Below are 22885 nucleotides of genomic sequence, written 5' to 3' on the forward strand. Positions count from 1 at the left end.
CGAATGCGACGGCACCATTCTCTCTATTGCTGAGTTCCCCTCGGAAACACCAGCGAACGATCTTCGAAATCTTCAACCGGCAGCTTGTCTTGTTCTTGTACAGCGGGCATCCCTGCCACCGATGTGTGGCTCACGGACGATGGATGCGATCTCGGGACATTCGTCGCGGCCAGAAAAAGCGCGAGGGCGGTCAGGCCGGCGATCATCAGGAGCTTCATGCGAACCTCCGTTGGTTCTGGGAGAGTCCTGACTAGTGCAGGACTCGACGTCCCCCTGTGAGATCGCTCACAACTCTCCTTTTGTTGATCATCGCTGGAGCCGATGCGCTCCGGCTCCAGCCCCTTCCCAACCCGCCTATGGCAAATCTTTCGGGCGCGGCCACAAGCCGCCTTCGGACCAGGATTCGGATTCATCGGGCGACAACGGATCCGCGCCACCGCCGGTTCGTGCGGGATCGACGTTGAGCCATCGGCGCAATTCGAGCTTGCCGATCTGGTTGCGGTGGACCTCGTCGGGGCCATCGGCCAGTCGCAACAAGCGAGTCGTTGCGAGTGCTGCCGAAAGGAAATGGTCGTTATTGGTGCCGCCTCCCCCGAACGCCTGGATCGCCCAGTCAACAATGGTCTGCGCCATGTTCGGCGCGACGACCTTGATCATCGCGATTTCCTGCCGCGCGGCCTTGTTGCCGACCGTGTCCATCATGTAGGCAGCTCTGAGCGTCAGCAGTCGCGCCTGGTCGATCTTCATGCGCGCTTCGGCCACGCGCTCGAGCGTCACGGTTTGCTCGGCGAGAGGCTTGCCGAAGGCGACGCGTTTCAGCGCGCGTCGGCACATGCGCTCGAGCACGCGCTCGGAGAGGCCGATCAGCCGCATGCAATGATGAATGCGTCCGGGTCCGAGCCGACCCTGCGCGATCTCGAACCCACGCCCCTCGCCGAGCAGCATGTTGGCGGCCGGCACGCGTACATTGGTGAATATCACCTCGGATGCACGATCGGGCACGCCGTAGAAGCCAAGCACGGGCAGCGAACGGACGACATGCACGCCGGGCGTCTCCTTCGGCACGAGGATCATCGACTGACGCTTGTGACGATCCGGATTCTGCGGATCGGTCTGCCCCATGAAGATGATGATCTTGCATCGCGGATCGGTGGCGCCGGTGGTGTACCATTTGCGACCGTTGATCACATAATCGTCGCCATCACGGACGATCGAGCTGGCCACATTGGTCGCGTCGGACGAGGCAACGTCGGGCTCCGTCATCGCAAAGGAAGAACGGATCTCGCCGGCCAGCAAGGGCTTCAGCCAGCGTTCCTTCTGCGTCTCGGTACCGTAGCGCAGGATGGTCTCCATGTTGCCCGTGTCAGGGGCGCTGCAATTGAAGACCTCGGGAGCAAGATGCGAGCGCCCCATGATCTCGCAAAGCGGGGCATATTCGAGATTGGTCAGCCCGTCCTCGTGAGCGGGCAGAAACAGGTTCCACAGGCCGGCCTGTTGTGCGAGCGGCTTCAGTTCCTCGACAACCGGGTGCACAGCCCAGGGCCCGAGCCGCTCGGCCTCCTGATAGTATCGGCGCTCATTCGCATAGATGTGCTCCATCATGAAGCGCTGGAGACGCGCGGCCAGTTGCTGGCTGCGCTCGCTTTGGGTGATATCCACGTAGATTCTCCTTACCGGCCGCGTAGGCCGTCCCTGAGCGTGTTTCGGGTGATTTTTCCGGATTCCGTCTTCGGCAGATCGTCCAGCACGCGAATGTCGACCGGGCACTTGTAGGCCGCCAGTCGCTCGCGGCAGAAGCGTGAGAGCGCGGCAACATCGATCACGGTGCCGGGTTGAGCGGAGACGAAGGCGACCACCGTCTCGCCGCGATAGGGATCGGCGGCGCCGACGACGGCTGCCTCGCGCACGCCCGGAAAGCTGTAGATCACGTCTTCGACTTCACGCGGCCAGACCTTGAAGCCGGAGGCGGAGATCATGTCCTTCTTGCGATCCACGAGGTAGAACCAGCCGCTCTCGTCAAAGAAGCCGACGTCGCCGCTATACAGCCAGCCGTTGGTCAGCACCTCGTCGGTTTCCGCCGGCTTTCTCCAGTAGCCGGCCATCACGCCTGAGCCACGCACAACCACCTCGCCATGCACGCCGGGTCCGAGCGGGCGGCGCTCGTCGTCGACGACGATCGCATCGGCGCCCGAAGTCGGCCTGCCGATCGACAGCGCGCCTGAGTCAGGATCGACCGGAATCCGACCTTCGTTGGGCGCAAGATGGCTTGCAGAGGTCAGTTCGGTCATTCCATAGGAACTGCGGATCGCCCGTCCAAACCGTTTCGCAAAGGCATCGATGACCGAGGGCGCGATCGGCGCGCCGCCGGAATAAATATGTACGAAGCTCTCGAAATGCCGGCTCGTTGCGTCAGCCTGGTTCATCAGCGCGATGTACGCGGTGATGGCACCGACGATGAATGTCGGCCGCCATTCAAGGAAGGCATCGAGCGCGACCTGGGGCTGGAAGCGATAGGTCAGCACCATCGCCGCACGCGCGGCAAACGCCGCGACCATCTGGATTTCAAAGCCGGTGATGTGGAACAGCGGCGCGACCCCAAAGATGCGCGACATGCCGTTCAATTCGAAATGATCGCAACAGATCAGCGCGGTCGCCACCAGATTGCGATGCGTGAGCATGGCGCCCTTTGGAACGCCCGTGGTTCCGGAGGTGTACAAGAGAAGGGCGATGTCGTCGGACGTCAGAACCGGTGCCGGTGGAGCGGCTGCGTTGTCGGCGAAAACCGTCGCCAGCGCCTGGGCCGGCGGCGCTGCGCCCGGCACCGGCAGCACCCGGACATCGTTCCGCGTCTGGAATTCGCCAGCGCCGGTCCAGAACACCAGTTCGGAATCGACCGAACCGGCGGCCGGGACAACGTTCTCCCATTGATCGTCGTGGCAGATCACCGCCTTCGGTTCGCAATCGCCGAACAGCTTGCGAAGCTCTGGCGTGCGGTACATCGGGTTGAGGCTGACGACGATGGCCCCGACCTTCCAGGCCGCTACGCTGACGATGACGAACTGCGGCACATTCTGAAGAATGACGGCGACCCGATCGCCGCGCCCGACCCCTTTCTGTGCGAAGCGGGCAGCGAGCCGGTCGCTGAGCCGATCGATATCGGCATAGGTCTGCGTCGCATCGAAATAGAACACGGCCGGCGCCTCGCGCGGCGCGGCTCGAAACAGATCGAGCGCCGTTCGCCTTCCGGGATCGGGCGGAGCGACCGGCGATTCGCCGAGCCGCGCGCGCAGCCGGCCCGCGGCTTCCTCGTAAGCGTGCGCACGCGACACGGAATCCAGGTCGACAGTCATCGCCGCTTGCCACCAGTGTCGTAACGATGGCAGCCCCGTCCGGCCCGGCGGGCGCTATAGCCCGTCGCCGCCGCCACCTGGCGCAGCAGGAACCGTGGCAAAAGGCGTTCGCCGCCACTACTCATTGGCACTTTTTCCTCGATAGACAGAGCCGAGACGCGCATGCGGTAGCGCGGCACGGCTTGCAAGGGGCGGTTGGGCCGCCCCACTCTCTTTTGCTTGAATGACAACGCGAGTGCGCCGGATGTGGAGGCGCACCAGCACCTGTGCAGCTTCGACATCGCGCGCCCGGATCGCGTCCATGATCAGGACATGCTGGGGATCGGAGAACGGAAACCCGTCCTTGGCATAGGTCTCGCTCACAAACTGTCGCCGGAAATGCTGCGTGCTGTTCCAGAAGCGTTCGACCATCGCGAGCAGTTGCGGCATCCGCGCCCGCGAATAGGTCCGTAGATGAAACTCCCGATCAAGCTGGATGTATTCCTCGAGCGTGGTGACCTGCTCAAGTTCGCGCACAATGCGGTCAAGCGTCTCGATATCCTCGTCGGTCAGATTTGGAACGCTTTCGCCGATGGCAAGCGGCTCGACCGCTTCACGGATCTTGTAGATCTCGATCGATTCTTCCGAATTGACGTCCGCAATCCAGGCGCCACGGTTCGGCGCCATCACGACGAGCCCCTCGTTCTCGAGCTGCTTCAGCGCCTCGCGCACGGGAATGCGGCTGGCTCCGAAATGGGCCGCAAGAAGCTCCTGCCGAATCCGCGTGCCTGGCCGCATCTCGCCGCTCAGCACCGCGCTGCGAATCTCGCTTGCGATCCTCTCGCTCATCAGGCGACGGGACTCCGGATCGTCCTCATTGCCGTCCCGCGTCATGTCCTTCCAATGGGGAGGCCGCTGATAAGGACTCATGAAAGGCCCTCCTTCAATGAATGGCCGCGTACATGATCTTGTCCTCGGTCGCATCAGCCCGAGCCATTTCCTCGACGATACGTCCGCCGCGAGCGACAAGGATCCGATCCGAGATAGCCAGAATCTCCGGCAGATAGGAAGAGATAACGACAACCGCCTTGTTCTCGCGCGCCAGCCTGCGAATCGCCTCGTGAATTTGTGGAATGGCGCTCACATCGACGCCTCGCGTCGGTTCGTCGAAGATGACCACCGTAGGCTCCTGGGCCAGAGACTTTCCCACCACGACTTTCTGCTGGTTGCCGCCGGAATATTCGACAATTTTCAGCGTCCGCTTCAATGCGGAGATCGAGAGCGCCGAGATCCATTGATCGGCGATCCGCTTCATCTCGCGCGTAGAGTAAAGGAACCGCTTGACGCGCGGCGACGACAGATAGCCAAGATAGATATTCTGATCCACCGTCATCGTCTCGAAGAAGCCGTCGACCTTGCGGTCCTCGGTGATATAGGCGATTCCGTCGCGCACCGCCTGCCGCGGCACCCGGTAGCGGATCGGCTTGTCCCGCAGATAGATCATCCCGCCGCGCAGGAAGTTGCGCTTGCGGGCGCCGCTGACGATCTGCGCGATCTCGGAGCGTCCTGCCCCGACCAGCCCGAAGATGCCGACGACTTCTCCATTGAACACCGAGAACGACATGTTCTTGACGATGCTGCCCATCGTCACGTTTTCGACCGAAAGCACCTTCTCACCGCGGGAGGCATGCGGCTTCGGCGCATCCGGATCAGCCCCGTGGGTCGCGTACTGCGCTGCCGTTTCCTCACGGCCAACCATCATCCGCACCAGGGCGTCACGCGTGACGTCCTTCGCCGGTACAGTGGCGACCAGCTTGCCATCGCGCAGCACGGTGATGCGATCGGCAATGTTCAATGCTTCTTCCAGCGCATGCGAGATGAAGATGATCCCGGCGCCCTTCTCCTTCAGGGTGTTGAGAAGATGGAACAGATGCTGGGTCTCTTCAGGGGTCAGCGATGCGGTCGGCTCATCGAAGATGAAGACCTGGGCGTTGTGGCGAACCGCACGCACGATTTCGACCATCTGCCGCTTGGCGGTTCCGAGATTCTCCACCAGCACCAGCGGGTCGACGTTGAAGTTCATCGACTGCAGCGACTGGGTCGCCGCGATGTTGATCTTGCTGTAGACCGTGACCCATTTCTCCATGCCGAGTTCAAGGTTCTGCGCCACCGTCATCGACGGGACCAGGCTGGATTCCTGGTAGACCATCGCGACCCCACCCTCGAGCGCTTCCTTCGGCGACACGAACGAAACCTTGCGTCCCTGGATCAGGTAGTCGCCGGAGGTCAGCACGATCGCACCGGCAATCGCCTTGCACAGCGTCGATTTCCCCGCGCCGTTCTCGCCCAGCAGCGCGTGGATTTCGCCCGGCCGCAGATCGAAATTGACGCCATCGATGGCGTGCAGACCGCCATAAACCTTGCTGCCGTTGACGATCTGAAGCAGCGGGGTCCCTGCCTGTTGTTCCGCCGGCATGGCGTTCATCCTTCCTGCATGCCGCGACCAGGCGGCAGTTCGACGAGGCAATCGCGTCCCTTGGACACCGCCAGCACGCGCGAGCCGATCGGGCGGACGGCGGTGATGCCATGAACCCGACCATCGACCCGGCTGTGCAGCGTCTCGGTCGCCGCGCCCCTGGCGTCGAGCCGGGCGACAAGGCCATAGGAACGCGGCGGGGCCCACGGCTTCTGGATACCGAGTTTCTTGATGCGGCCGATCTGGGTCGGTTCGCGCGGATTGAGTCGGCCATCCAGCGCTGGCCCGATCCAAAGCTCAGGTGGCACCGTCCGCATCATCTCTTCGCAGAATGCCCGCTCGCGCAGGACGAATTCGGTCAATTGCGTGCGCAGCGCGAGGAAGGCCATCCAGACCTCACCGTTCGCGCCTCGGGCAAGACGCGCCGGATAGCCGGTATGATTCTTGACGATCACGCGCCTGTCGTCACCCGTGCGTGAAAAAGCGGTCAGGCGGTGGGCCCAGGATTCGGCGACCCAGACCTCCTTGCCGTCACCGGACACGACCACGCCGAGCGGCCATGCGAGCTTGTCCGCACGCGCGCTCGCACTGCCGAGCGAGGAATTGCAGGCGATGAGCCGGCCCGACGGGGCGCGGTTCTGCATCAGATCGGTCAGCCAATGCTCTGCCCGATTGTTTCGCGAACCGTCGGTCAGGTAGATCGCCCCGTCCGGCGCGACCGTCACCGACAACGGACAGGCAATCCTCTCACCACCGACGCTTTCGAGCTTGCCGATGGTCTCGCCAGTTGGCGAAAGCGCCACCAGCCCCACGCCGGAGACGCAGGCGAGCAGCCTGCCGTCCGGCGTGCAGGCAAGCCCGCCGACCGGGCCGCCGAGCGTCGCGAACGCCGCGCGCGTATTGAAGTCGTCTCCCGTGCAACGCAGGACGCGGTTGCCGGTCGAGACATAGAGCGCCCCGTCCTGCCCGAGCGCGATGTCGTCCGGTCGCTCGATCTCGTCGCCGAGCTGGCGGGCCTGATCGAGCCGCTGGTTCGGCGAGAAGGCGCCGTCGAGCACCGGAATGCCGTGAATTTCCCGGTTCGGGGACAACACGCGATCGATGATATCGCCAAGCAGAGACATGGCTCAGGCCCTTCCCCAATAGGACTTGTGCGCTTCCCAGGTCGGGTCGGCGTCCTGCAGGCGGATACGGCCGATGCGGTTGTTCTCCAGACCCCCGATATAGAGATGGCCCTTGTGTTCACGGACCGAGGTGATGGTCGGATGCGAAAGCCCGCCCGGATCCCAGAGCGATTCCGTCACCACGCCGTTGTCGTCGAACTTGACCACGCAGCCGTAGTTGATGCCCGGACACAGCCACTCGTCCGGCGGGATTTGCTTGACCATGCGGGTGCGGAAAACAGGGTTGCGCATCGCAAGGTCGTAGACCGGCGTGCGCAGGCCGACGAAGGCGAGCCAGTACTTGCCGTCGGAGGCGCGGTTGATGTTGTCGCAATAGCCCGGAAGGTTGTCGATCAGGATTTCGCTGGTGCCCGCCTTCGGGCCGGCGATCCAGAAGCGGTTGATCTGGCATAGCCAGGTGCTCGCCCACAGCACCGACTGACCGTCATGCGAAATGCAGATGCCGTTCGGGAACGTCAGGTTCTTGAGGACCGTCCTGGTGGTGCCGGTGTTCGGATCGTGGCAGATCAGCCGGCCGTTGCCGCGCCCCTCAAAGCCGTCGAGCGCCCAGTCGGTGAGTTCATAGCGGGTCGAGGCCTCGCTGAAATAGATCTTGCCGTCGGGCGCGACGTCGAGGTCGTCAGCGAGATAGAGCCGCGAATCGTCCTTGAGGCGTGTGCGCGTGCGCGTGGTGCGGTCGGTGACCTTGAAGACCGAGCGATCGGGCTTCACACCGTAAACGCCCATGCCCGCGATGCAGACGAGGAGGTTCTGATCCCGATCGAACGCCAACCCGAGCGGCCGGCCGCCGATGCGCGCGAACTCCTCACGCACGGTATAGTCCGGTGCGAGAAAGCGGATGATCGAGCCGTTGCGGTTGACGGTGTAGAGGTTGTCCTTGCGGTCAAGGATGATGTCTTCCGGGCCTTCGATCATGTTGAGCGCGATCGCTTCCGCGTTCTTCAGGCGATCGTTCTCCGCGAACGGCGTGCCGCTGCCCCGCTCGACCGACGGCGGCGGCTCGAAATCAACCCAGCTTGGGGTGACGTAGACCTTTTGCAGCACCTTGCCCTTGTTCTTGACCCACTTCACGTTGAAGCCGACCGCAAGCAGCAGGATGATGCCGATGATGGCGGTGGTCAGGTTGCCGGAGATGCCGAGCCGAACCATGCCGCTGGTGAGCATGAAGATGATCGCCGCGCCCATGACGGCGCGCGCGATGGTACCGCGGCCGCCGGCCAGGCTGATGCCGCCGAGCACCACCGCGGCCAGCGCGTTGATCTCCCAGCCGACGCCGGTGTCGGTGCCCGAGCTGCTCTGCCGCGCGGCATAGAGGATTCCCGCCAGCGCCGCGATCGCGCCCGACATCACATAGGCCGAGAACAGCACGCGCTTGACGTTGACGCCGGCGTGGCGGGCCGCCTTGCGGCTCGACCCGACCGCCATGATGTGGACGCCGGGCTTGATGCGCGTGAGAAAGAAGTGGGTTCCGACCGCAAGCAGGATCAACACCAGCATGTTGAAGGGAATGCCGAGAACCCTCCCCGATCCCATGAAATCCCAGGTGCTGGACCCGCTGTCGATGCTGGCGAGTTCGTTCGTGAACGCGACCGTCACCTTGTTGTAGGCGGCGCGGACGATGATGAGGACGACCAGCGTCGTCAGGAACGGCCGGGTCTTGCCGTAGGCGATCAGGCCGCCGTTGATCGCGCCCATCGCCGCGCCGAACAGGACGACGAGCACGATGGTCAGGGGCAGCGGCAGCCCGAGGATGAGGTACAGATAGAGCGCGAGGAAGTTCGACATCGCGAACACCGCGCCGACCGACAGGTCGATGCCACCCGACAGCACGGAGAAGGCCATCGCGACCGCGACCATGCCCTGCTCCGCGAAATTCCGCATCAGCTCCTGCAGGCTGCCCGCCGTCAGGTAGCGCGGGATCATGATCGCGAAGGCCAGGAAAACCGCGATCGTCAGCGTGAATGGAATGATCGGCTCCATCCAGCGCTTCTCAAGCAGTTCGCCCAGGAACAACTGGGGCGAATGGCGGTGCCAGGCTCGTTGCAGGCTCTTCATCAACAGACTCCGGCGGGCCCGGCGCGAAAGCGGCCGAACGGCGGGACGACGCAGGGGATTGGGATCGACAGCTCCGGCCTGCCCGCGCCGCGGTGGGCGCGGGCGCCGGAACGACTTACTTCGCGCCCTTCGGGATGCTGAAGCAGTACATGCGATCGTCCTTCGACTTCACCCAGGCGGGGGTCGTGTAATAGGCGATGTTCTTCGCGCCCGGCTTGTCGCCGCTCTGCAACAGCGCAATCACCGCGTCGGCGATGGTCTGGCCCTGCACGTCGGCGCGATACGACAGGTTCGCGGAGAACGCGCCTTGCTCGAGCAGATCGCAATCCGCAGGCTGGCCGTCGCTGGCGACGAACACCTTCACCTTGTCGCCCATGTTGGCCGCCTTGATCGCCTGCGCCGCGCCCGCGGTTTGCGGTCCCCAGACGCTGAGGATCCCGCACAGCTTGGGATGCTGCTGCAACACGGTGGTCGTGATGTCGCCGGCCTTGTTGGCGTCCCAGCTGGTCGGCTGCGACGACACGACCTTGATCGACGGGTCGGTCTTGAACACCTCCATCGCGCCATTCTTCATGTCGAGCGAATAGGCTGCGGTCGCCTCACCTTCAAGGATCGCGACCTCGCCGGAGCCCTTGCCGCCGCCACACTGATTGATGACCTCGCGCGCGATCTTGGTGCCGAGATCCTTGGCGTCGACGCCGACATAGGCGTCGGTCAGGGTGTTCGATGCCATGTTGACCTGCACGACATAGATGCCCGCATCCATCGCACGCTTCAGCTCCTTGGCGAGCAGCGTGACGTTCGGATTTTGCACCACGATCACATCGGGCTTGTCGTTGATATAGTCGCTGACGGTCTGAAGCTGGATGTCAGACTTCATGTTGGCGTCGCGGGTGACGAGCTTGATGCCGTAATCGTCGAAACGATCTTTCATCACGCGCGTCCATTCGGATTCCAGAACGCCCATCCAAACCGGCGACCAAGCCACCGTCTTGCCCTTGAGCGACTTGTCGAATTTCTCGCGCAGCTGGTCGCGCGGCCCGGCCGCCTGCGATGGCGCCGCCACCAGCGCGGCGGTTGCCACCATCGCGGCCAGCCCGATGCCGGCAAACGCCCTTCTGTGCACAGCTTTCGTCATGTCAATTCCTCCCCTGTTATGTCGGCCGACTGTTGCGGCCCGTTGGTTGATGCAGAGCCTTAATCGCCCTGCTTCGACGTCTCCTCGTCGCGCGGATGCAGCCGGGAATCGAGCAGGATCGCGATCAGCAGCACGACACCCTTGACGATGTTCTGGGTCTGCACGTCCATGTCCATGATGGTCATGCCATTCAGCAGCACGCCGATCAGCAACGTTCCGGCGATGACGCTCATCACGTTGCCGCGGCCGCCCACGAGGCTGACGCCGCCGAGCACCACAACCATGATGACGTCGAAAATGATCGTCGATTCCGCGACCTGGAGATGCATCAGCGCCGTCTGCGCGACCATCACGACACCGCCGACATACCCGATCGCGGCGCACAGCGCGTACTCGATCATGGTCAGCGGGCGGGTCGGCAGACCGGTCTGACGCGCGGCGTCGGGATTGTCGCCATGGGCATAGACGAAGCGCCCGGTCACGGTGCGCGACAGGAAAAGATGCACGACGACCGCGGTGGCCGCGAAGATCAGGATCGAGATCGGAACGCCGCCCCAGATGTTGCCGCCGAGCCGCAGGAATTCGTCATGCCCCTTGGAAAGATAGACGACATAGTGCTGCACCGCTGTGGTGCGCACGATTCCCAGCACCGCAAGGCTCGACGCCAGCGTCGTCAGCAACGGCGGCATCTCGATCACCGAGATCAGAAACCCGTTCAGGATGCCGATGGCGATCGCCATCACGAAGCCGATCAGCAGCGCGACCGGCGTCGCGTAGCCCGAGTTCATCAGGATGATCGCGATCGCGGTGGAGGCGGCAAAGGAGGCGACTTGCGACAGATCCAGTCCACGCCCGATCACGACCACGGCCATGCCGAGCGCGAGAATGCCGAGTATCGAAATATTGCGCGCCAGCGCGAACAGATTGCCCAGCGTCAGGAAGCCCTTCAGGAAGATCGAAAAAATGACGATCAGAACCGCGCACATCACCAGCACGGCCGTCGTCTGCGTCAATTTCGCCCCGCGCGCGCCCGAACTGCCGGTCACCGGGTCCTCCCAGGATTGATTTTATTGTGGGCGGAAATTGAACAGAATGTATCCAGAAGTCAATCTCCGTATCCAAGATTTGGACAGCAAGTGGTTTGATCCTAGGACGCATTCACGCCAGACACTCGCATAACTATCTGTAGATACTTCGATACACTTACCTTGGAGCGACTGTAATCGAAACGCATCTTCCGAGTTCGACCGGCTCTTTTGAAGCCGACATAGCATCATTGGATACATTTGACCTGAGAGTTTGTCCCTGAGGTCGACTGATCCTCACAGCGCCATCAGCCGCGACGACGGGACGAAGCCGACGACGTTGTGGCAATCGCTCCCCGGCCAAGGCGCCTGAAGATCATGGCGAAAGAGGATGCCGCGACCGCACGTTGACGCCGTCTTCCGCCCATCGAAGCCGCGCCAGGTGGAAACCCGACTGACCTGACGGCCGGTTTAAATTCCGTCTCGGCGCGCCCATATTCGTGACAGGTTCGCAAACACTGACGGCACCAGATTGTCCGAACAATTGTCGATGTTCGATGCGCCCGCCGCAGGACCGGCGGGTCTGCACTACGCGCCGGATTTCATCTCCAAAGCGGCCGAGGGCGAACTCATCCGCCACATCCGGGCACTTCCGCTTGCCCCCTTCCAGTTCGGACAGTTCGAAGGCAAGCGCCGCGTGGCTTCGTTCGGTTACCGGTACGACTATGGGTCGCGCCGACTGGAATGTGCCGAACCGATCCCCTCCTGGTTAAACGGCATCGTCGCCGCGATCCAATCCTTCGGCGGCGTGTCGACCGAGATCGGGCAGATCCTGTGCACCGAGTATGATTGCGGCGTCGGTATCGGCTGGCACCGCGACAAGCCGCATTTCGACAGGATTTTCGGACTGTCCCTGGGATCCGCATGCAAGTTCCGCTTTCGTCGTCGGACGGAAAACGGATGGGAGCGGTTCACGCTCGATGCGGCGCCCCGATCACTCTACCTGATGGCCGGTGATGCACGGCAGATATGGGAGCACAGCATTCCGCCGGTCGAGGCCCCCAGATATTCGATCACCTTTCGAACCATGGTCGAAACGGCGCGGGGCGCCAAAGCGTCGCGATGACCTTGGATTGCCGGTTCCAGCGATCCGCTGCGCATCGCCGCATCAACCCTGATCGAGCGCTACTTCGATCCGATCGGAAGACGCAATCATGAGCGGAAGGTGCGACCAACGCCGCGCGAATGGTTGATGGGACGGGGGCGGACGAACTTGGGAAGTTCGTCCGCCGAGAGATCGCGCGTCCCCGGAGTCGATCGCGGGGAACGCACCGGGCGTCTCACGCCGCTTTCGCAGCAGCCTTGTCCGCTGGTGCCGTTTCCATGGCGCGCATATAGAGATCGAGCAAGGATTCGCGCTCGTCACGCTCATCCTGATCCTGCTTTCGCAGTTTGACGATCTCCTTGAGGATCTTCACGTCGAAACCCTCACCCTTGGCTTCCGAAAACACTTCCTTCTTCTGCTCGTTCAGTTCCTGCAGTTCAGCGTCCAGATTCTCGATCCGCTCGATGAAGGAACGAATTTTTCCGCCGGGAATGGTGATGTCAGACATGGTGCCTCTTTGTTGAATGAGGCGGTGAAAATGAAAGCAAAGTGATAACCAATGTCTTAAGCTTCATCGGTTCCTGTAGCGCATCTATCCCGCGGCTTGCCGCGGTATTTCAGACCGCGATCCAGCTGATCACGGCCGCGGCCGACGTCCAGAGCGTCCATCCAAGGCCAAGCAGGGACATCACCGCGGCCGCCATTGCTACAGCCAGCAGCAGACCATCTTCCTGCAGGTAAGCGATCGCGATCAGGACGACCACAATCCCGGGAATGACGTTGACCAGAGGCAGGGGCCAGCCCGCCAGCAGACCCAACAGGAACACGACCAACCCAACAAGCCGGTCAGTCACGTCATGGCGCGCGTTCCAGCGCGGCCGGCTGATGTTCTCGATCGCGCGCAGCAGCGGACCCGCCTTGACGGTGAACCGCTTGAATCGCTTGAAGTCGAACGGCCGCTTCGACAGGAAGCGAGGAAAAGATGGAGCACTGTGCCCCAACATCATCTCGACCGCCGGAAACAAGAGGGCCAGCGTCGCAATTGTGGCGACGCCGGGGACGATCACGAGCAGCCCCAGCAACAGCAGGAGCAGCCCGAACGAGCGCCTGTCCAGATGGCTGAGGAGCCATTCGAGGTCGACGGGGCCGTCAGGTGCTTGCGCGACGAGTTCTTCGAGGAGCTGGGAAGTACGGGTAGGCGCTGAGAGGGGAGCGGGCAAATGAAGCATTACCCGGTAACATGGTCGAACTCCGTATCGATTGCAACGAATGCCAGAGGCGCCTAGGAAGCATTGATGGACAACGATTCCGACCAGGCGTGGCACGGCCATGCGCCGAACAGCCCCCTGCCCGCCGGTCGCCGCCGCTGGCCGTGGTTTCTTCTGATCGTCGTCGTCGCCCTTGTCGGCGCCGGCAGCGTCTACGCCTGGCCCGAAGTCGCGGCATTGGTCCCCGCCATCAGCCACGAATCGTCCGGCGAGGCGATGACGACGAGCGACAAGGAGGCGTTGCCAACTCTCCTCGCGGCCCAACAGAAGCTCGAGGAAGACCTCGCCGCACTCGATCGGTCGGTAGCCGACGGGCAGGCGCAGTTGAAGGCCATTACCGACCAGTTGGCGGTCCTGACCTCGAAGGTCGAAGAGTTGCAGCACCTGCCCCCGCCGGCAGCGCCGCCGCCACCGGTTGCGGCCGAGGCGCCGCGCGCCTCGATCGCGCCACCCGCCCCGCAGCCGAGAAAGCCGCCGCTTCGGGCCGCCAGGCCTTCGGGTCCCGTTTCGATTGGCGGCGCACCGCTCAATGCCGCGCCCGGCAGCATGGCCCGTTGAGCTCAGAAATGCCCCAAACCGCATTCCGATTTTTGGCTTGGGGTTTGATCCTCGGCCTCTTCATCGTCACCGATACGACGATGGCATTTCGTCCCCACACGTTGATATCGCCAAACGCCGATCGCTTTGCCGCGCTCTTCGTTGTCGGAGCCGTCTTTTCGCTCGCCTATCCGAAGCATGTCCTGCCGATCCTGCTGGCACTGCTCGCCGTCATTGTCGGCTTCGAACTCATTCAAAAGCTGCTAGCCGGCAGGCATGGCTACATAAAAGACATATTCGTCAAAGGTGCCGGCTGCTGCGCAGGCGTTGTCGCCGCCACTGCCCTGAGACGCGCGCTTTCAGCGATGTCCAAGCCGACAGGGACCTCCTGACGTCCTGCGCCGCCTTTGCCCTGTTCGACGTTGGCGCAGAGGCACGTGTCGGCAACCTTCGGTCCAATCCATCATCAAACCTGCCTTGGCACGGGCAAGTCCGCTATTCAAATTGGACCGGCTCGGATCCGGGATAGGAATGAGCGACGAACTCGCAGAACGCGCGAGCCGCCGGAGAAAGCTTCGCCTTGTCCTTCCAGGCAAGCCCGACATCCATGGTGTGGACATCGTCATCGAGCGTCTTGAGATCGATGCGATGTCCTTCGAGCGACCAGGGTCGGTAGACCATGTCGGACAGGATTGTAATTCCCATGCCGGTTGCGACCATGCTGCGAACCGCTTCGACCGACAGGGTCCGGAAGATGACGTTCGGCACGTACGCGGTATGCTGCCAGTAACGCATCGCGGAGCGTTCGGCTTCATCGACGGTCAACATCAGATAGGGCTCGCTCACCAGGTCCGCCAGCTTGATGCTGTCCTTGCGAAGCAGCGGATGATTGACGCAGGTCCACAAGCGACGCGGCGAGCGCAACAAGAGCCGCGAGCGAATGGAGTGCCGGTCATGCAAGTTCGCAACCAGCATGATGGCCGCATCGACGCTACCGCTGATCAAGCTCTGCTCGATCGCGTCGCGCGGAAACTCGTGGAGACGCACCGTGATGCCTGGGAATGATCGCCAGAAGCGCGACAACAAGGGCGGCAGAAAATATCCGGCGATGGTGTAGCTGACGGCGACATCGACGGTGCCGTCCACCTGCATTCCCCAGCGATGCGGCCCGCGTATGGCATCCGATACGCTGGCTTCGATGGCGCGGGCACGCTGCAAGAACTCCCGTCCGTCAAAGGTCAGCGTCACGCCGTTCGAGTGACGGTCGAACAGCTTGTGGCCGAGCTCGGCCTCGAGCGCCTTGATGGACGCGGTGACCGCAGACTGCGTCACGCTGAGCGCCGCCGCGGCAGCCGAAACGCGCCCGGTCTCGGCGGTTGCGATGAAATGCCGAACCTGACGGAACGTCAGAGACATAAAAATTTCCGATATCAGCGAACGATATTTCGAATTTTACAATCCCCCGGCGGACCGGAAAAATCAATCCATCGGTTCGCGAGTGAGAGGCATTGAGGTCATGTCCGATGGTTTGGAGTTGGTCGCTCGCGATATCAGCGTCCAATTCGAAGGCCTGAAGGCGCTGTCCAACGTGACCTTGACCGTACCGCGGGGACGTATCGCCGGACTGATCGGTCCGAACGGAGCCGGCAAGACCACCCTTATCAATGTGCTGACCGGTTTCCAGCCGGTTGGCGCCGGAACCGTGGAACTGGAAGGCGAGACGCTGAGTGGCATTGCAGCGCACAAGTTGCGCCGCAAAGGCGTGGCGCGGACCTTCCAGTCGGGCCGACTTTTCCGCGACCTGCCGGTGATCGACAACCTTGAGGTCACCGGCGTCGGCCTGGGCCAATCCCGTCCGGAGGCGATCGGTGAAGCCGAGCGCGTCATGGCCTGGCTCGGCATTTCGCATCTATCCAATACCATCGCCGGCGCCCTGCCCATACCGACGAGCGCCGCGTCGCGATCGGCCGCGCCATCATGTGCACACCGCGCTATCTGCTGCTCGACGAACCGGCGGCAGGAATGTCGGAGCATGAGAGTCGCGAACTTGCCGCCATCATCCGGCGGATCGCCGGCGAGCTCAATGTCGGGGTGCTGCTGATCGAGCACAATATCGGCCTCGTGCTCGAGCTCTGCGAGCGCATCTACGTCCTCGATTCCGGCGAGGTCATCGAAGCCGGCCCGCCCGCTCAGATCCGTGACAGCGATGCGGTGCGGCACGCCTATATGGGTACGCAGCGCGACGAGCTGCTTCCGGTCGCCGCCGAAGAGGCCGTCGCGTCATGACGCTGCTTGCCGTCGACGACATCACCGTCAGCTATGGGCGCCTGACGGCCCTCCGCGGCCTGACGCTGAAGATCGACGAAGGCGAAATCCTGTTCGTGACCGGCCCGAACGGCGCCGGCAAGTCGACCTTGCTCAACGCCATCGCCGGCGTCGTGCCACCGGGTTCCGGGTCCATCATGATCGATGGCGCAAAGATCACGGGTGCCGCACCCGAAGACATCGCCCGGCGTGGATTCTCCCTGGTTCCGGAGGGACGCAATGTCTTTGGCGCGCTGACGATCGAGGAGAATCTGAAGGTCGGAACCGGCATGCGCGCCGACCGCAAGAAGATCGCCGACGATCTGGATCAGGTCTACGAGGAATTCCCGATGTTGGCCGAGCGCCGCCACACCCCGGCGGGCATGCTCTCCGGCGGCCAGCAGCAGATGCTCGTCATTGGCCGCGCCTTGATGGCCGCGCCCCGCATCATGGCGATCGACGAGCCGTCGCTCGGCCTTGCGCCAAAGATCATCGACCAAGTCTATGAGATCCTGGTGCGGCTGCGGACGCAGCGCAAGCTCACACTTCTAATCGTCGAGCAGAGCTCGACACGCGCCATGATGACGGGCGGACGGATGGTCCTGATCCGCGGCGGCCGCATTGTGCTCGAGGGCCCAGCGGCCGATATGGTCAGGGATGATCGTCTGAAGCAGTCCTATTTCGGCTTCGGAGATCATTGAGATGCGCGAGCTGCTCCAGATCATCTTCGATGCCCTCAGCCTCGGCGGCCTCTACGCCCTTGGTGCGCTCGGCATCGCCCTGATCTTCGGCGTGATGCGGCTCGTCAACTTCGCCCACGGCGATTTCATCGCGTTTTGCGTCTTCGCCATGCTGTGGCCGTCGATCGATGCGGCGGCGATCGTCTTTGCCGGGCAGCTGCCGTTCTATCTGTTGATCCCGCTGCTGCTCTTGATCGGCGCCGCGCTGTCGATCCTGTCGGAGATCGTCGTCTTCCGCCGCTTCCGCAATGCCAATCCGGCGACGATGATGATCGCTTCCTTCGCGCTCGGCTTCGTGATCCGGCATCTCCTGCTGATGCTGTTTTCCAGCCGGCCGAAGTCGATCACGCTGTGGCCGAGCCTCGGCCTGCCGGTCGAATTCCTCGGCGCTCACATCCCGATGCTCCAGGTCGTGACCATCATCATCACGCTGGCCGTGCTGGTGGTCCTCGTCCTGTTCCTCAAGCGCACGCGCTACGGGCTCGAGATGCGCGCGGCCGCCGACAATTTCACCATGGCGCGCATGCTCGGGGTCCGCGCCAACGGCGTGATCCTGCTGGCCTTCGCCATCAGCGGCATGCTGGCGGCGGCGATCGGCCTGATCCTGGCGACCAATTCCGGCACCGCCGACATCGGCATGGGCGCCAACGTGATGCTGATCGCGTTCATCGCGACCGTGATCGGCGGCCTCGGCAGCATTCCCGGCGCCGTTGCCGCCGGCTTCCTGATCGGTGCGGCAAGCGTCGTGTTCCAGGCGACCCTGCCACACGACGCCAGGGTGTTCCGCGACGCCTTCGTCTACGGCGCCGTCATCGTCGTCCTTCTGGTGCGGCCGCAGGGCCTGTTCGCACCGAAATCCGCCAAGCAGAGGGTCTGATCGATGTCGCAGCGGCCGTCCGTCATCCGGCAAACGATCATCACGCCGATCGTGCTGATCGTGGCGCTGCTCATCATGGCGGCCCTCTCCTATCAATTCGGCAGCCGGGCCTTCAACCGCACCGTGGTCGAGATGTTCATCAACATCATGGTGGTGGTCGGGCTCTACGTCTTCGTCGGCAATTCGGGCCTGCTGTCGTTCGGCCATATCAGCTTCATGTGCCTCGGCGCCTACATGACCGCCTGGCTCACGATTCCGCCGGTGATGAAGTCGATCACGCTCAAGGGATTGCCGGCGTGGCTGCTCCACACCCAACTGCCGATGTGGGTGGCGACGCCGATATCCGGATTGATTGCGGCACTGTTCGCGCTGATCGTCGGGCGCGTCATCATGCGCCTGTCGGGCATTGCCGCATCGATCGCGACCTTCGGCCTGCTCGGCGTCATCAACAATGTCTATTCGAACTGGGATTCGGTGACGGGCGGACAGGGTTCGATCGTCGGCATTCCGCCCACCATGAATGTCTGGACCGGATGGATCGGCGGCGCCGTGGCCATAGCGATCGCCTATCTCTACTCGATCTCGCGCTCCGGACTGGCACTTCGCGCCACGCGAGACGAAGCGGTCGCGGCCAGCGCCTCCGGCATCGACATCGTCCGTGAACGGCTGATCGCCTTTGTCGTCAGCGCCTTCATCATCGGGCTCGCGGGCGCGCTGTACGCGCATTTCCTGAGCATCGTCAATCCCGGCGCATTCTATCTGCGGACGACGTTCATCACGCTGTCGATGCTGGTGGTCGGCGGCATGTACAGCCTCAGCGGAGCCGTCTCTGGCGTGGTCGCGATATCCGTGCTGATCGAGCTGTTCCGCAATCTCGAGAAGGGCATCAGCCTCGGCGGTCACACCGTCGGCCTGCCGAACGGTGTCCAGGAGATCGCGATCGGCATCATCACCATCGCGATCCTGATGTACTTGCCGACGGGACTGACCCGCAACCAGGAATTCTCCTGGCGTCGATGGCCGTTGCAGCGCCGCCTGACGCCACCGGTCCAGACCGCGCTGAAGGAACTGCACTGACGCTTGTTTGTACAATTGGAGGAGTGGGGATATGCGCTTTACGACATTACTCAGCATCTTGGCCGGAGCATCCGCGCTCTGGTTCACGCCGGCCCGGGCAGCCAACGAGATCGTTGTTGGGTTTGCGACCGCGGCATCCGGATTCATGCAAGCCTACGACAAGCCGGCGCAGGACGCGGCGCTGATCCGGATCGAGGAGATCAACAAGGCCGGCGGCCTGCTCGGCAAGAAGATCAAGCCCGTCTTTGCCGACACCAAGACCGATCAGGCCGAGGGCGCCAAAGCCGGCCTTGCGGTGCTCGACCAGGGTGCCGACCTCGTCATCGTCTCCTGCGACTACGATTTCGGCGCGCCCGCGGCGCTGCAGGCGCAGGCTGCCGGCAAGGTTTCCTTCTTCCTCTGCGCCGAATCGATCAAGGCCGGCATCCCCGGCGTCGGCCCGTTCTCGTTCTCGGCCTCGGTGCTGGCACCGGTGCAGGGAGCGACCATGTCGGAATGGGCTTACACCAAGAAGAACGCGCGCAGCTTCTATCGGCTGCTCGACAGCTGGACCGTCTACAACAAGGGCATCTGCGACGGCTTCGACTGGATGCTGCCGCGCCTCAAGGAGGCCAAGCTGGTCGGCAGCGACACCTTCAAGAACGACGATGCCTCGATCGCTTCGCAGATCACGCGCATCAAGAGCCTGCCGAAGGAGCCCGACGCCATCATGCTCTGTACGATGATGCCGGGCGCTGTCTCCGCCATCAAGCAGATCCGCGCCGCCGGCATCAAGTCGATGATCCTCAACGGGTCGGGTGTCGACGGCAGCTACTGGATGAACGCCGTTCCTGACCTCTCGAACTTCTACGTCCCGGTGCAGGGCTCGGTCTATGGCGACGATCCGAACCCGAAGGTCAACGAGTTCAACAAGAAGTACAAGGAGGTCACCGGCGGTGACCCCTCCAGCCAGTACGTCTATCCGGGTTACGTCCTGATCGACGTCTGGGCCAAGGCGGTCGAACGCGCCAAATCGACCGATGCGGCAGCCGTCGTGGCCGAGCTCGAGAAGATGAACAACGAGTCCACGCTGTTCGGGCCGCGCACCTTCACCAAGGACATCCACCACCAGAACCAGGGTCGTTACCTGATCGTCGACACCGAGGCCGGCAAGCCGCAGGTGATCGACCAGTGGACGATCTCGGAGAAGATCCCGCTCGACTATCTGGTGTCCAAGTAACCCGGCAAAGCGCCGCCCTGGGTGCGCCAGTCATACCCGGGGCGGCCTTCGCCGGTCATATGCAAAGCCAGTTGGAAGGAAATCAGGAGATGGTCGTGATCAACTGCGACATGGGCGAGGCCTACGGCCTCTACAAGATGGGCGACGACAAGGCATTGATGCCTCATATCGACGTCGCGAACGTCGCCTGCGGCTTTCATGCGTCCGACTTCAATCACATGCGCAAGACCGTGCAGCTCGCCAAGCAATTTGGCGTCAAGGTCGGGGCGCACCCGTCGCTGCCCGATCTGCAGGGATTTGGTCGCCGGGAGATGAAGATCGACCGCGAAGAGCTGGCCAATTGCCTGCTCTATCAGATCGGCGCACTCAAGGCCTTCCTGGATGCCGAAGGCATGGCGCTCAATCACATCAAGCCACACGGCGCACTTTACGGCATGGCATCGCGCAACGAGGAGATCGCGGAAGCCGTGGCTGATGCCGCCGACGTCTACAAGGTGCCGCTGCTCGGCATGAAGGGAACGCTGCACCAGAAGGTCTACGAGCGGCGCGGTCATGCCTTCGTCGCCGAATACTATGCCGACCTCGACTACAATGCCGACGGCAGCCTGATCATCACCCGCGAGCACGAGGCGAAGGATCCGGCCGACGCCGCCACCCGATGCGCAAGGGCGGTCAATGAAGGCAAGACGCGCACGGTGGCCGGAAACGACATCGTGGTCGGCGCCGATTCGATCTGCATCCACTCCGACACGCCGAACGCCGTCGCCATCGCCGAAGCCGTCCGCGAGGCGGTGCGCCCTTATCTCACCGCGCGCTGAACCGTCGCGGCAACGAACCAAAGACTCTCAAGAGGAAACAATGGCAACGCAGCAGATCTTCTCGCCGCTCCCAGGCATCTTTTATCGCAAGCCCGCACCCGACAAGCCGGTTTACAAGAACGACGGCGACGCCGTCGCCGAGAGCGACACGATCGGGCTTATCGAGGTGATGAAATCGTTCAACGAGGTGAAAGCCGGCATCGCCGGCAAGATCGTCCGCTTCCTGGCCGAGAATGAAGATGCCGTGATGGCCGGCCAGCCGATCGCCGAAATCGACGTTTAGGACTCTCCGACCAGCCATGGCGATCAAGAAGCTTCTCATAGCCAATCGCGGCGAGATCGCGGTGCGCATCATCCGCGCGGCGCGCGATCTCGGCATTGCAACCGTGCAGGTCTACAGCAAGGCCGACCAGGATTCGCTTGCGGTCAGGCTCGCCGACGAGGCGGTCGATATCGGTCCGCCGCAGGCGTCGAAATCCTATCTCAACCAGGCCGCGATCCTCGCCGCGGCGCGGAGCACCGGCGCCGACGCCATCCATCCCGGCTACGGCTTCCTCGCCGAGAACGCCGAGTTCGCCGCCGCAGTCGAAGCGGCGGGATTGATCTTTGTCGGCCCGACCGCGCAATCGATCCGGCTGATGGGCGATAAGGTCGCGGCACGCGAGGCCGCCGCCGCGGCCGGCGTGCCGACCGTCCCTGGCAGCCAGGGGCGGCTGGAGTCGGCAGAAGCGGCCTTCGCGCTGGTCGAGAAAACCGGCTTCCCCGTGATGATCAAGGCTGCCGCCGGAGGCGGCGGACGCGGCATCCGCATCGCACGGTCGCCAGAGGAGTTTCAGCATCTGATGCCGCAGGCACAGGCCGAGGCGCTCGCGGCCTTTGGCGATGGCGGGCTTTACGTCGAAAAGCTGATCGAAGGCGCGCGGCATATCGAGGTGCAGGTGCTCGGCGACGGACACGACGTGATCCATTGCTTCGAACGCGAATGCTCTTTGCAGCGCCGCCGCCAGAAGGTCTGGGAAGAAGCCCCCTCGCCCTCGCTCAACCAGGCCGTGCGGGACAGGCTCTGCACCTCGGCTGTGGCACTCGCCCGAGCGGTCAATTATCGCGGCGCCGGGACGCTCGAATATCTCTACGACGACGCCACCGGCGAATTCTATTTCCTGGAGATGAACACCCGCATCCAGGTCGAGCATCCGGTCACGGAAATGATCACGGGCATCGACCTCGTCCGCGAGATGATCCAGATCGCCGGCGGCGAACGCTTGCGCTTCATCCAGAACGAGGTGCGCGTCGGCGGCCATTCGATCGAGGTCCGTATCAACGCCGAGGATCCCGCCAGAAACTTCCTGCCGAACCCGGGCACGGTGAGCGCGCTCAGCCTGCCCGTCGGCGACGGCGTTCGCTTCGACAGCATGCTCTATCAGGGCTACACGGTGCCTCCCTTCTACGACAGCCTGCTCGGCAAGCTGATCGTGCACGACAAGGATCGGCCGAGCGCCATGAAGAAACTCGAGCGCGCGCTTGCCGAGCTCACCGTCGAAGGCATTTTCACGACCAAGCCCCTGCACCAGGCGCTGGCGCGCGACGCCGACGTCCAGGCTGGACGCTTCCATACAGCATGGCTCGAACCCTGGCTTGAGTCCCATGCCGCTACGCTTGCCACCGCTCAGCCGCCATCAGCCGCGAAGGTCGCCTCATGATGGCGAGAGAATCCGCCCCGTCAGCAACAGGAG

The 22885-nt window shown here is 63.1% G+C and carries 24 protein-coding genes; 12 read left to right on the forward strand and 12 right to left on the reverse strand.

The window, feature by feature from the left end; translation table 11 throughout:
* Positions 1-23 precede the first annotated feature (23 nt).
* The 9 genes from QA635_RS26290 to QA635_RS26330 form a co-directional block, all read right to left on the reverse strand.
* The gene (locus QA635_RS26290) at positions 24-218 is read right to left on the reverse strand and encodes a hypothetical protein (RefSeq protein WP_283062256.1); all 195 of its coding nucleotides are present in this window, start codon (positions 216-218) and stop codon (positions 24-26) included.
* Positions 219-354: 136 nt separating this feature from the next.
* Positions 355-1602 carry an acyl-CoA dehydrogenase family protein gene (locus QA635_RS26295; RefSeq protein ID WP_283071816.1) on the reverse strand — a complete coding sequence of 416 codons (1248 nt, stop codon included), beginning with the start codon at positions 1600-1602 and terminating at the stop codon, positions 355-357.
* 68 nt (positions 1603-1670) lie between these two features.
* On the reverse strand, positions 1671-3350 hold the full coding sequence (locus tag QA635_RS26300; protein WP_283062258.1) for an AMP-binding protein: 1680 nt from the start codon (positions 3348-3350) through the stop codon (positions 1671-1673).
* Positions 3351-3467: 117 nt separating this feature from the next.
* Positions 3468-4223 (reverse strand): GntR family transcriptional regulator, encoded by a 756-nt coding sequence (locus tag QA635_RS26305; RefSeq protein WP_028345041.1) that lies wholly within the window; start codon positions 4221-4223, stop codon positions 3468-3470.
* 49 nt (positions 4224-4272) lie between these two features.
* On the reverse strand, positions 4273-5814 hold the full coding sequence (locus QA635_RS26310; protein WP_283071817.1) for a sugar ABC transporter ATP-binding protein: 1542 nt from the start codon (positions 5812-5814) through the stop codon (positions 4273-4275).
* The gene (locus QA635_RS26315; RefSeq protein ID WP_283062262.1) at positions 5811-6929 is read right to left on the reverse strand and encodes an SMP-30/gluconolactonase/LRE family protein; all 1119 of its coding nucleotides are present in this window, start codon (positions 6927-6929) and stop codon (positions 5811-5813) included. Before QA635_RS26315 ends, QA635_RS26310 begins: the two co-directional genes overlap by 4 nt.
* Positions 6930-6932: 3 nt before the next feature.
* A complete protein-coding gene (locus QA635_RS26320; RefSeq protein WP_283062264.1) occupies positions 6933-9044 on the reverse strand; it encodes an ABC transporter permease in 2112 nt (703 codons plus the stop codon).
* Positions 9045-9159: 115 nt separating this feature from the next.
* Positions 9160-10182: a sugar ABC transporter substrate-binding protein gene (locus QA635_RS26325; protein ID WP_028334112.1), complete on the reverse strand. Its 1023-nt coding sequence runs from the start codon at positions 10180-10182 to the stop codon at positions 9160-9162.
* A 59-nt stretch (positions 10183-10241) separates the two neighbouring features.
* Entirely contained in the window at positions 10242-11228 is a 987-nt protein-coding gene (locus QA635_RS26330; RefSeq protein ID WP_092084499.1) for an ABC transporter permease, read from the reverse strand.
* Between the two features lie 511 nt (positions 11229-11739).
* Between QA635_RS26330 and QA635_RS26335 the strand changes: the two genes are divergently transcribed.
* Positions 11740-12333, forward strand: a complete 594-nt coding sequence (locus tag QA635_RS26335; protein WP_341850388.1) for an alpha-ketoglutarate-dependent dioxygenase AlkB — start codon at positions 11740-11742, stop codon at positions 12331-12333.
* A gap of 214 nt (positions 12334-12547) precedes the next feature.
* On the opposite strand, the gene QA635_RS26340 is transcribed toward QA635_RS26335, so the two are convergent.
* Complete coding sequence (locus tag QA635_RS26340) at positions 12548-12820, reverse strand: DUF2312 domain-containing protein (protein WP_016842183.1); 273 nt, start codon at positions 12818-12820, stop codon at positions 12548-12550.
* Between the two features lie 109 nt (positions 12821-12929).
* A complete protein-coding gene (locus QA635_RS26345; protein WP_283062271.1) occupies positions 12930-13541 on the reverse strand; it encodes an exopolysaccharide biosynthesis protein in 612 nt (203 codons plus the stop codon).
* Positions 13542-13607: 66 nt separating this feature from the next.
* On the opposite strand from QA635_RS26345, the gene QA635_RS26350 reads away from it, so the two are divergent.
* Both QA635_RS26350 and QA635_RS26355 read left to right on the forward strand, forming a co-directional pair.
* A complete protein-coding gene (locus QA635_RS26350) occupies positions 13608-14138 on the forward strand; it encodes a hypothetical protein (RefSeq protein ID WP_283062272.1) in 531 nt (176 codons plus the stop codon).
* A gap of 8 nt (positions 14139-14146) precedes the next feature.
* The gene (locus QA635_RS26355; protein WP_225159392.1) at positions 14147-14509 is read left to right on the forward strand and encodes a hypothetical protein; all 363 of its coding nucleotides are present in this window, start codon (positions 14147-14149) and stop codon (positions 14507-14509) included.
* A 103-nt stretch (positions 14510-14612) separates the two neighbouring features.
* Here the strand turns inward: QA635_RS26355 and QA635_RS26360 are convergent, their stop codons facing one another.
* Positions 14613-15533: a LysR substrate-binding domain-containing protein gene (locus QA635_RS26360; protein WP_092084505.1), complete on the reverse strand. Its 921-nt coding sequence runs from the start codon at positions 15531-15533 to the stop codon at positions 14613-14615.
* 100 nt (positions 15534-15633) lie between these two features.
* Here QA635_RS26360 and QA635_RS26365 point away from each other — a divergent pair, with 100 nt between their 5' ends.
* From QA635_RS26365 to QA635_RS26405, 9 genes are all read left to right on the forward strand, one after another.
* Positions 15634-16218 (forward strand): ATP-binding cassette domain-containing protein, encoded by a 585-nt coding sequence (locus QA635_RS26365; RefSeq protein ID WP_283062273.1) that lies wholly within the window; start codon positions 15634-15636, stop codon positions 16216-16218.
* Positions 16209-16403 (forward strand): hypothetical protein, encoded by a 195-nt coding sequence (locus QA635_RS26370; RefSeq protein ID WP_283062275.1) that lies wholly within the window; start codon positions 16209-16211, stop codon positions 16401-16403. The genes QA635_RS26365 and QA635_RS26370 overlap by 10 nt, the downstream gene beginning before the upstream one ends.
* The gene (locus tag QA635_RS26375; protein ID WP_225159390.1) at positions 16400-17122 is read left to right on the forward strand and encodes an ABC transporter ATP-binding protein; all 723 of its coding nucleotides are present in this window, start codon (positions 16400-16402) and stop codon (positions 17120-17122) included. Before QA635_RS26370 ends, QA635_RS26375 begins: the two co-directional genes overlap by 4 nt.
* A gap of 1 nt (position 17123) precedes the next feature.
* Positions 17124-18038: a branched-chain amino acid ABC transporter permease gene (locus QA635_RS26380; protein WP_283062278.1), complete on the forward strand. Its 915-nt coding sequence runs from the start codon at positions 17124-17126 to the stop codon at positions 18036-18038.
* Positions 18039-18041: 3 nt separating this feature from the next.
* The gene (locus tag QA635_RS26385) at positions 18042-19115 is read left to right on the forward strand and encodes a branched-chain amino acid ABC transporter permease (RefSeq protein ID WP_092084513.1); all 1074 of its coding nucleotides are present in this window, start codon (positions 18042-18044) and stop codon (positions 19113-19115) included.
* A 31-nt stretch (positions 19116-19146) separates the two neighbouring features.
* Positions 19147-20334 (forward strand): ABC transporter substrate-binding protein, encoded by a 1188-nt coding sequence (locus tag QA635_RS26390; RefSeq protein WP_028345052.1) that lies wholly within the window; start codon positions 19147-19149, stop codon positions 20332-20334.
* Positions 20335-20423: 89 nt separating this feature from the next.
* A complete protein-coding gene (gene pxpA / locus QA635_RS26395) occupies positions 20424-21152 on the forward strand; it encodes a 5-oxoprolinase subunit PxpA (RefSeq protein WP_283062281.1) in 729 nt (242 codons plus the stop codon).
* Between the two features lie 40 nt (positions 21153-21192).
* A complete protein-coding gene (locus tag QA635_RS26400; protein WP_018270951.1) occupies positions 21193-21435 on the forward strand; it encodes an acetyl-CoA carboxylase in 243 nt (80 codons plus the stop codon).
* Between the two features lie 16 nt (positions 21436-21451).
* Positions 21452-22852 carry an acetyl-CoA carboxylase biotin carboxylase subunit gene (locus tag QA635_RS26405; protein ID WP_283062283.1) on the forward strand — a complete coding sequence of 467 codons (1401 nt, stop codon included), beginning with the start codon at positions 21452-21454 and terminating at the stop codon, positions 22850-22852.
* The last annotated feature ends 33 nt before the right edge of the window (positions 22853-22885 follow it).

The sequence above is a fragment of the Bradyrhizobium brasilense genome, assembly GCF_029714345.1.
GTDB lineage: Bacteria > Pseudomonadota > Alphaproteobacteria > Rhizobiales > Xanthobacteraceae > Bradyrhizobium > Bradyrhizobium australafricanum.

What these genes read in the sequence shown, in the direction of transcription:
- QA635_RS26290 (WP_283062256.1), bottom strand. Translation starts at nt 218, where the DNA reads ATGAAGCTCCTGATGATCGCCGGCCTGACCGCCCTCGCGCTTTTTCTG.
- QA635_RS26310 (WP_283071817.1), bottom strand. Translation starts at nt 5,814, where the DNA reads ATGAACGCCATGCCGGCGGAACAACAGGCAGGGACCCCGCTGCTTCAG.
- QA635_RS26360 (WP_092084505.1), bottom strand. Translation starts at nt 15,533, where the DNA reads ATGTCTCTGACGTTCCGTCAGGTTCGGCATTTCATCGCAACCGCCGAG.
- QA635_RS26390 (WP_028345052.1), top strand. Translation starts at nt 19,147, where the DNA reads ATGCGCTTTACGACATTACTCAGCATCTTGGCCGGAGCATCCGCGCTC.
- QA635_RS26400 (WP_018270951.1), top strand. Translation starts at nt 21,193, where the DNA reads ATGGCAACGCAGCAGATCTTCTCGCCGCTCCCAGGCATCTTTTATCGC.
- QA635_RS26380 (WP_283062278.1), top strand. Translation starts at nt 17,124, where the DNA reads ATGCGCGAGCTGCTCCAGATCATCTTCGATGCCCTCAGCCTCGGCGGC.
- QA635_RS26365 (WP_283062273.1), top strand. Translation starts at nt 15,634, where the DNA reads ATGTCCGATGGTTTGGAGTTGGTCGCTCGCGATATCAGCGTCCAATTC.
- QA635_RS26340 (WP_016842183.1), bottom strand. Translation starts at nt 12,820, where the DNA reads ATGTCTGACATCACCATTCCCGGCGGAAAAATTCGTTCCTTCATCGAG.
- pxpA (WP_283062281.1), top strand. Translation starts at nt 20,424, where the DNA reads ATGGTCGTGATCAACTGCGACATGGGCGAGGCCTACGGCCTCTACAAG.
- QA635_RS26320 (WP_283062264.1), bottom strand. Translation starts at nt 9,044, where the DNA reads ATGAAGAGCCTGCAACGAGCCTGGCACCGCCATTCGCCCCAGTTGTTC.
- QA635_RS26325 (WP_028334112.1), bottom strand. Translation starts at nt 10,182, where the DNA reads ATGACGAAAGCTGTGCACAGAAGGGCGTTTGCCGGCATCGGGCTGGCC.
- QA635_RS26355 (WP_225159392.1), top strand. Translation starts at nt 14,147, where the DNA reads ATGCCCCAAACCGCATTCCGATTTTTGGCTTGGGGTTTGATCCTCGGC.
- QA635_RS26300 (WP_283062258.1), bottom strand. Translation starts at nt 3,350, where the DNA reads ATGACTGTCGACCTGGATTCCGTGTCGCGTGCGCACGCTTACGAGGAA.
- QA635_RS26405 (WP_283062283.1), top strand. Translation starts at nt 21,452, where the DNA reads ATGGCGATCAAGAAGCTTCTCATAGCCAATCGCGGCGAGATCGCGGTG.
- QA635_RS26305 (WP_028345041.1), bottom strand. Translation starts at nt 4,223, where the DNA reads ATGACGCGGGACGGCAATGAGGACGATCCGGAGTCCCGTCGCCTGATG.
- QA635_RS26295 (WP_283071816.1), bottom strand. Translation starts at nt 1,602, where the DNA reads ATGATGGAGCACATCTATGCGAATGAGCGCCGATACTATCAGGAGGCC.
- QA635_RS26315 (WP_283062262.1), bottom strand. Translation starts at nt 6,929, where the DNA reads ATGTCTCTGCTTGGCGATATCATCGATCGCGTGTTGTCCCCGAACCGG.
- QA635_RS26385 (WP_092084513.1), top strand. Translation starts at nt 18,042, where the DNA reads ATGTCGCAGCGGCCGTCCGTCATCCGGCAAACGATCATCACGCCGATC.
- QA635_RS26375 (WP_225159390.1), top strand. Translation starts at nt 16,400, where the DNA reads ATGACGCTGCTTGCCGTCGACGACATCACCGTCAGCTATGGGCGCCTG.
- QA635_RS26345 (WP_283062271.1), bottom strand. Translation starts at nt 13,541, where the DNA reads ATGCTTCATTTGCCCGCTCCCCTCTCAGCGCCTACCCGTACTTCCCAG.
- QA635_RS26350 (WP_283062272.1), top strand. Translation starts at nt 13,608, where the DNA reads ATGGACAACGATTCCGACCAGGCGTGGCACGGCCATGCGCCGAACAGC.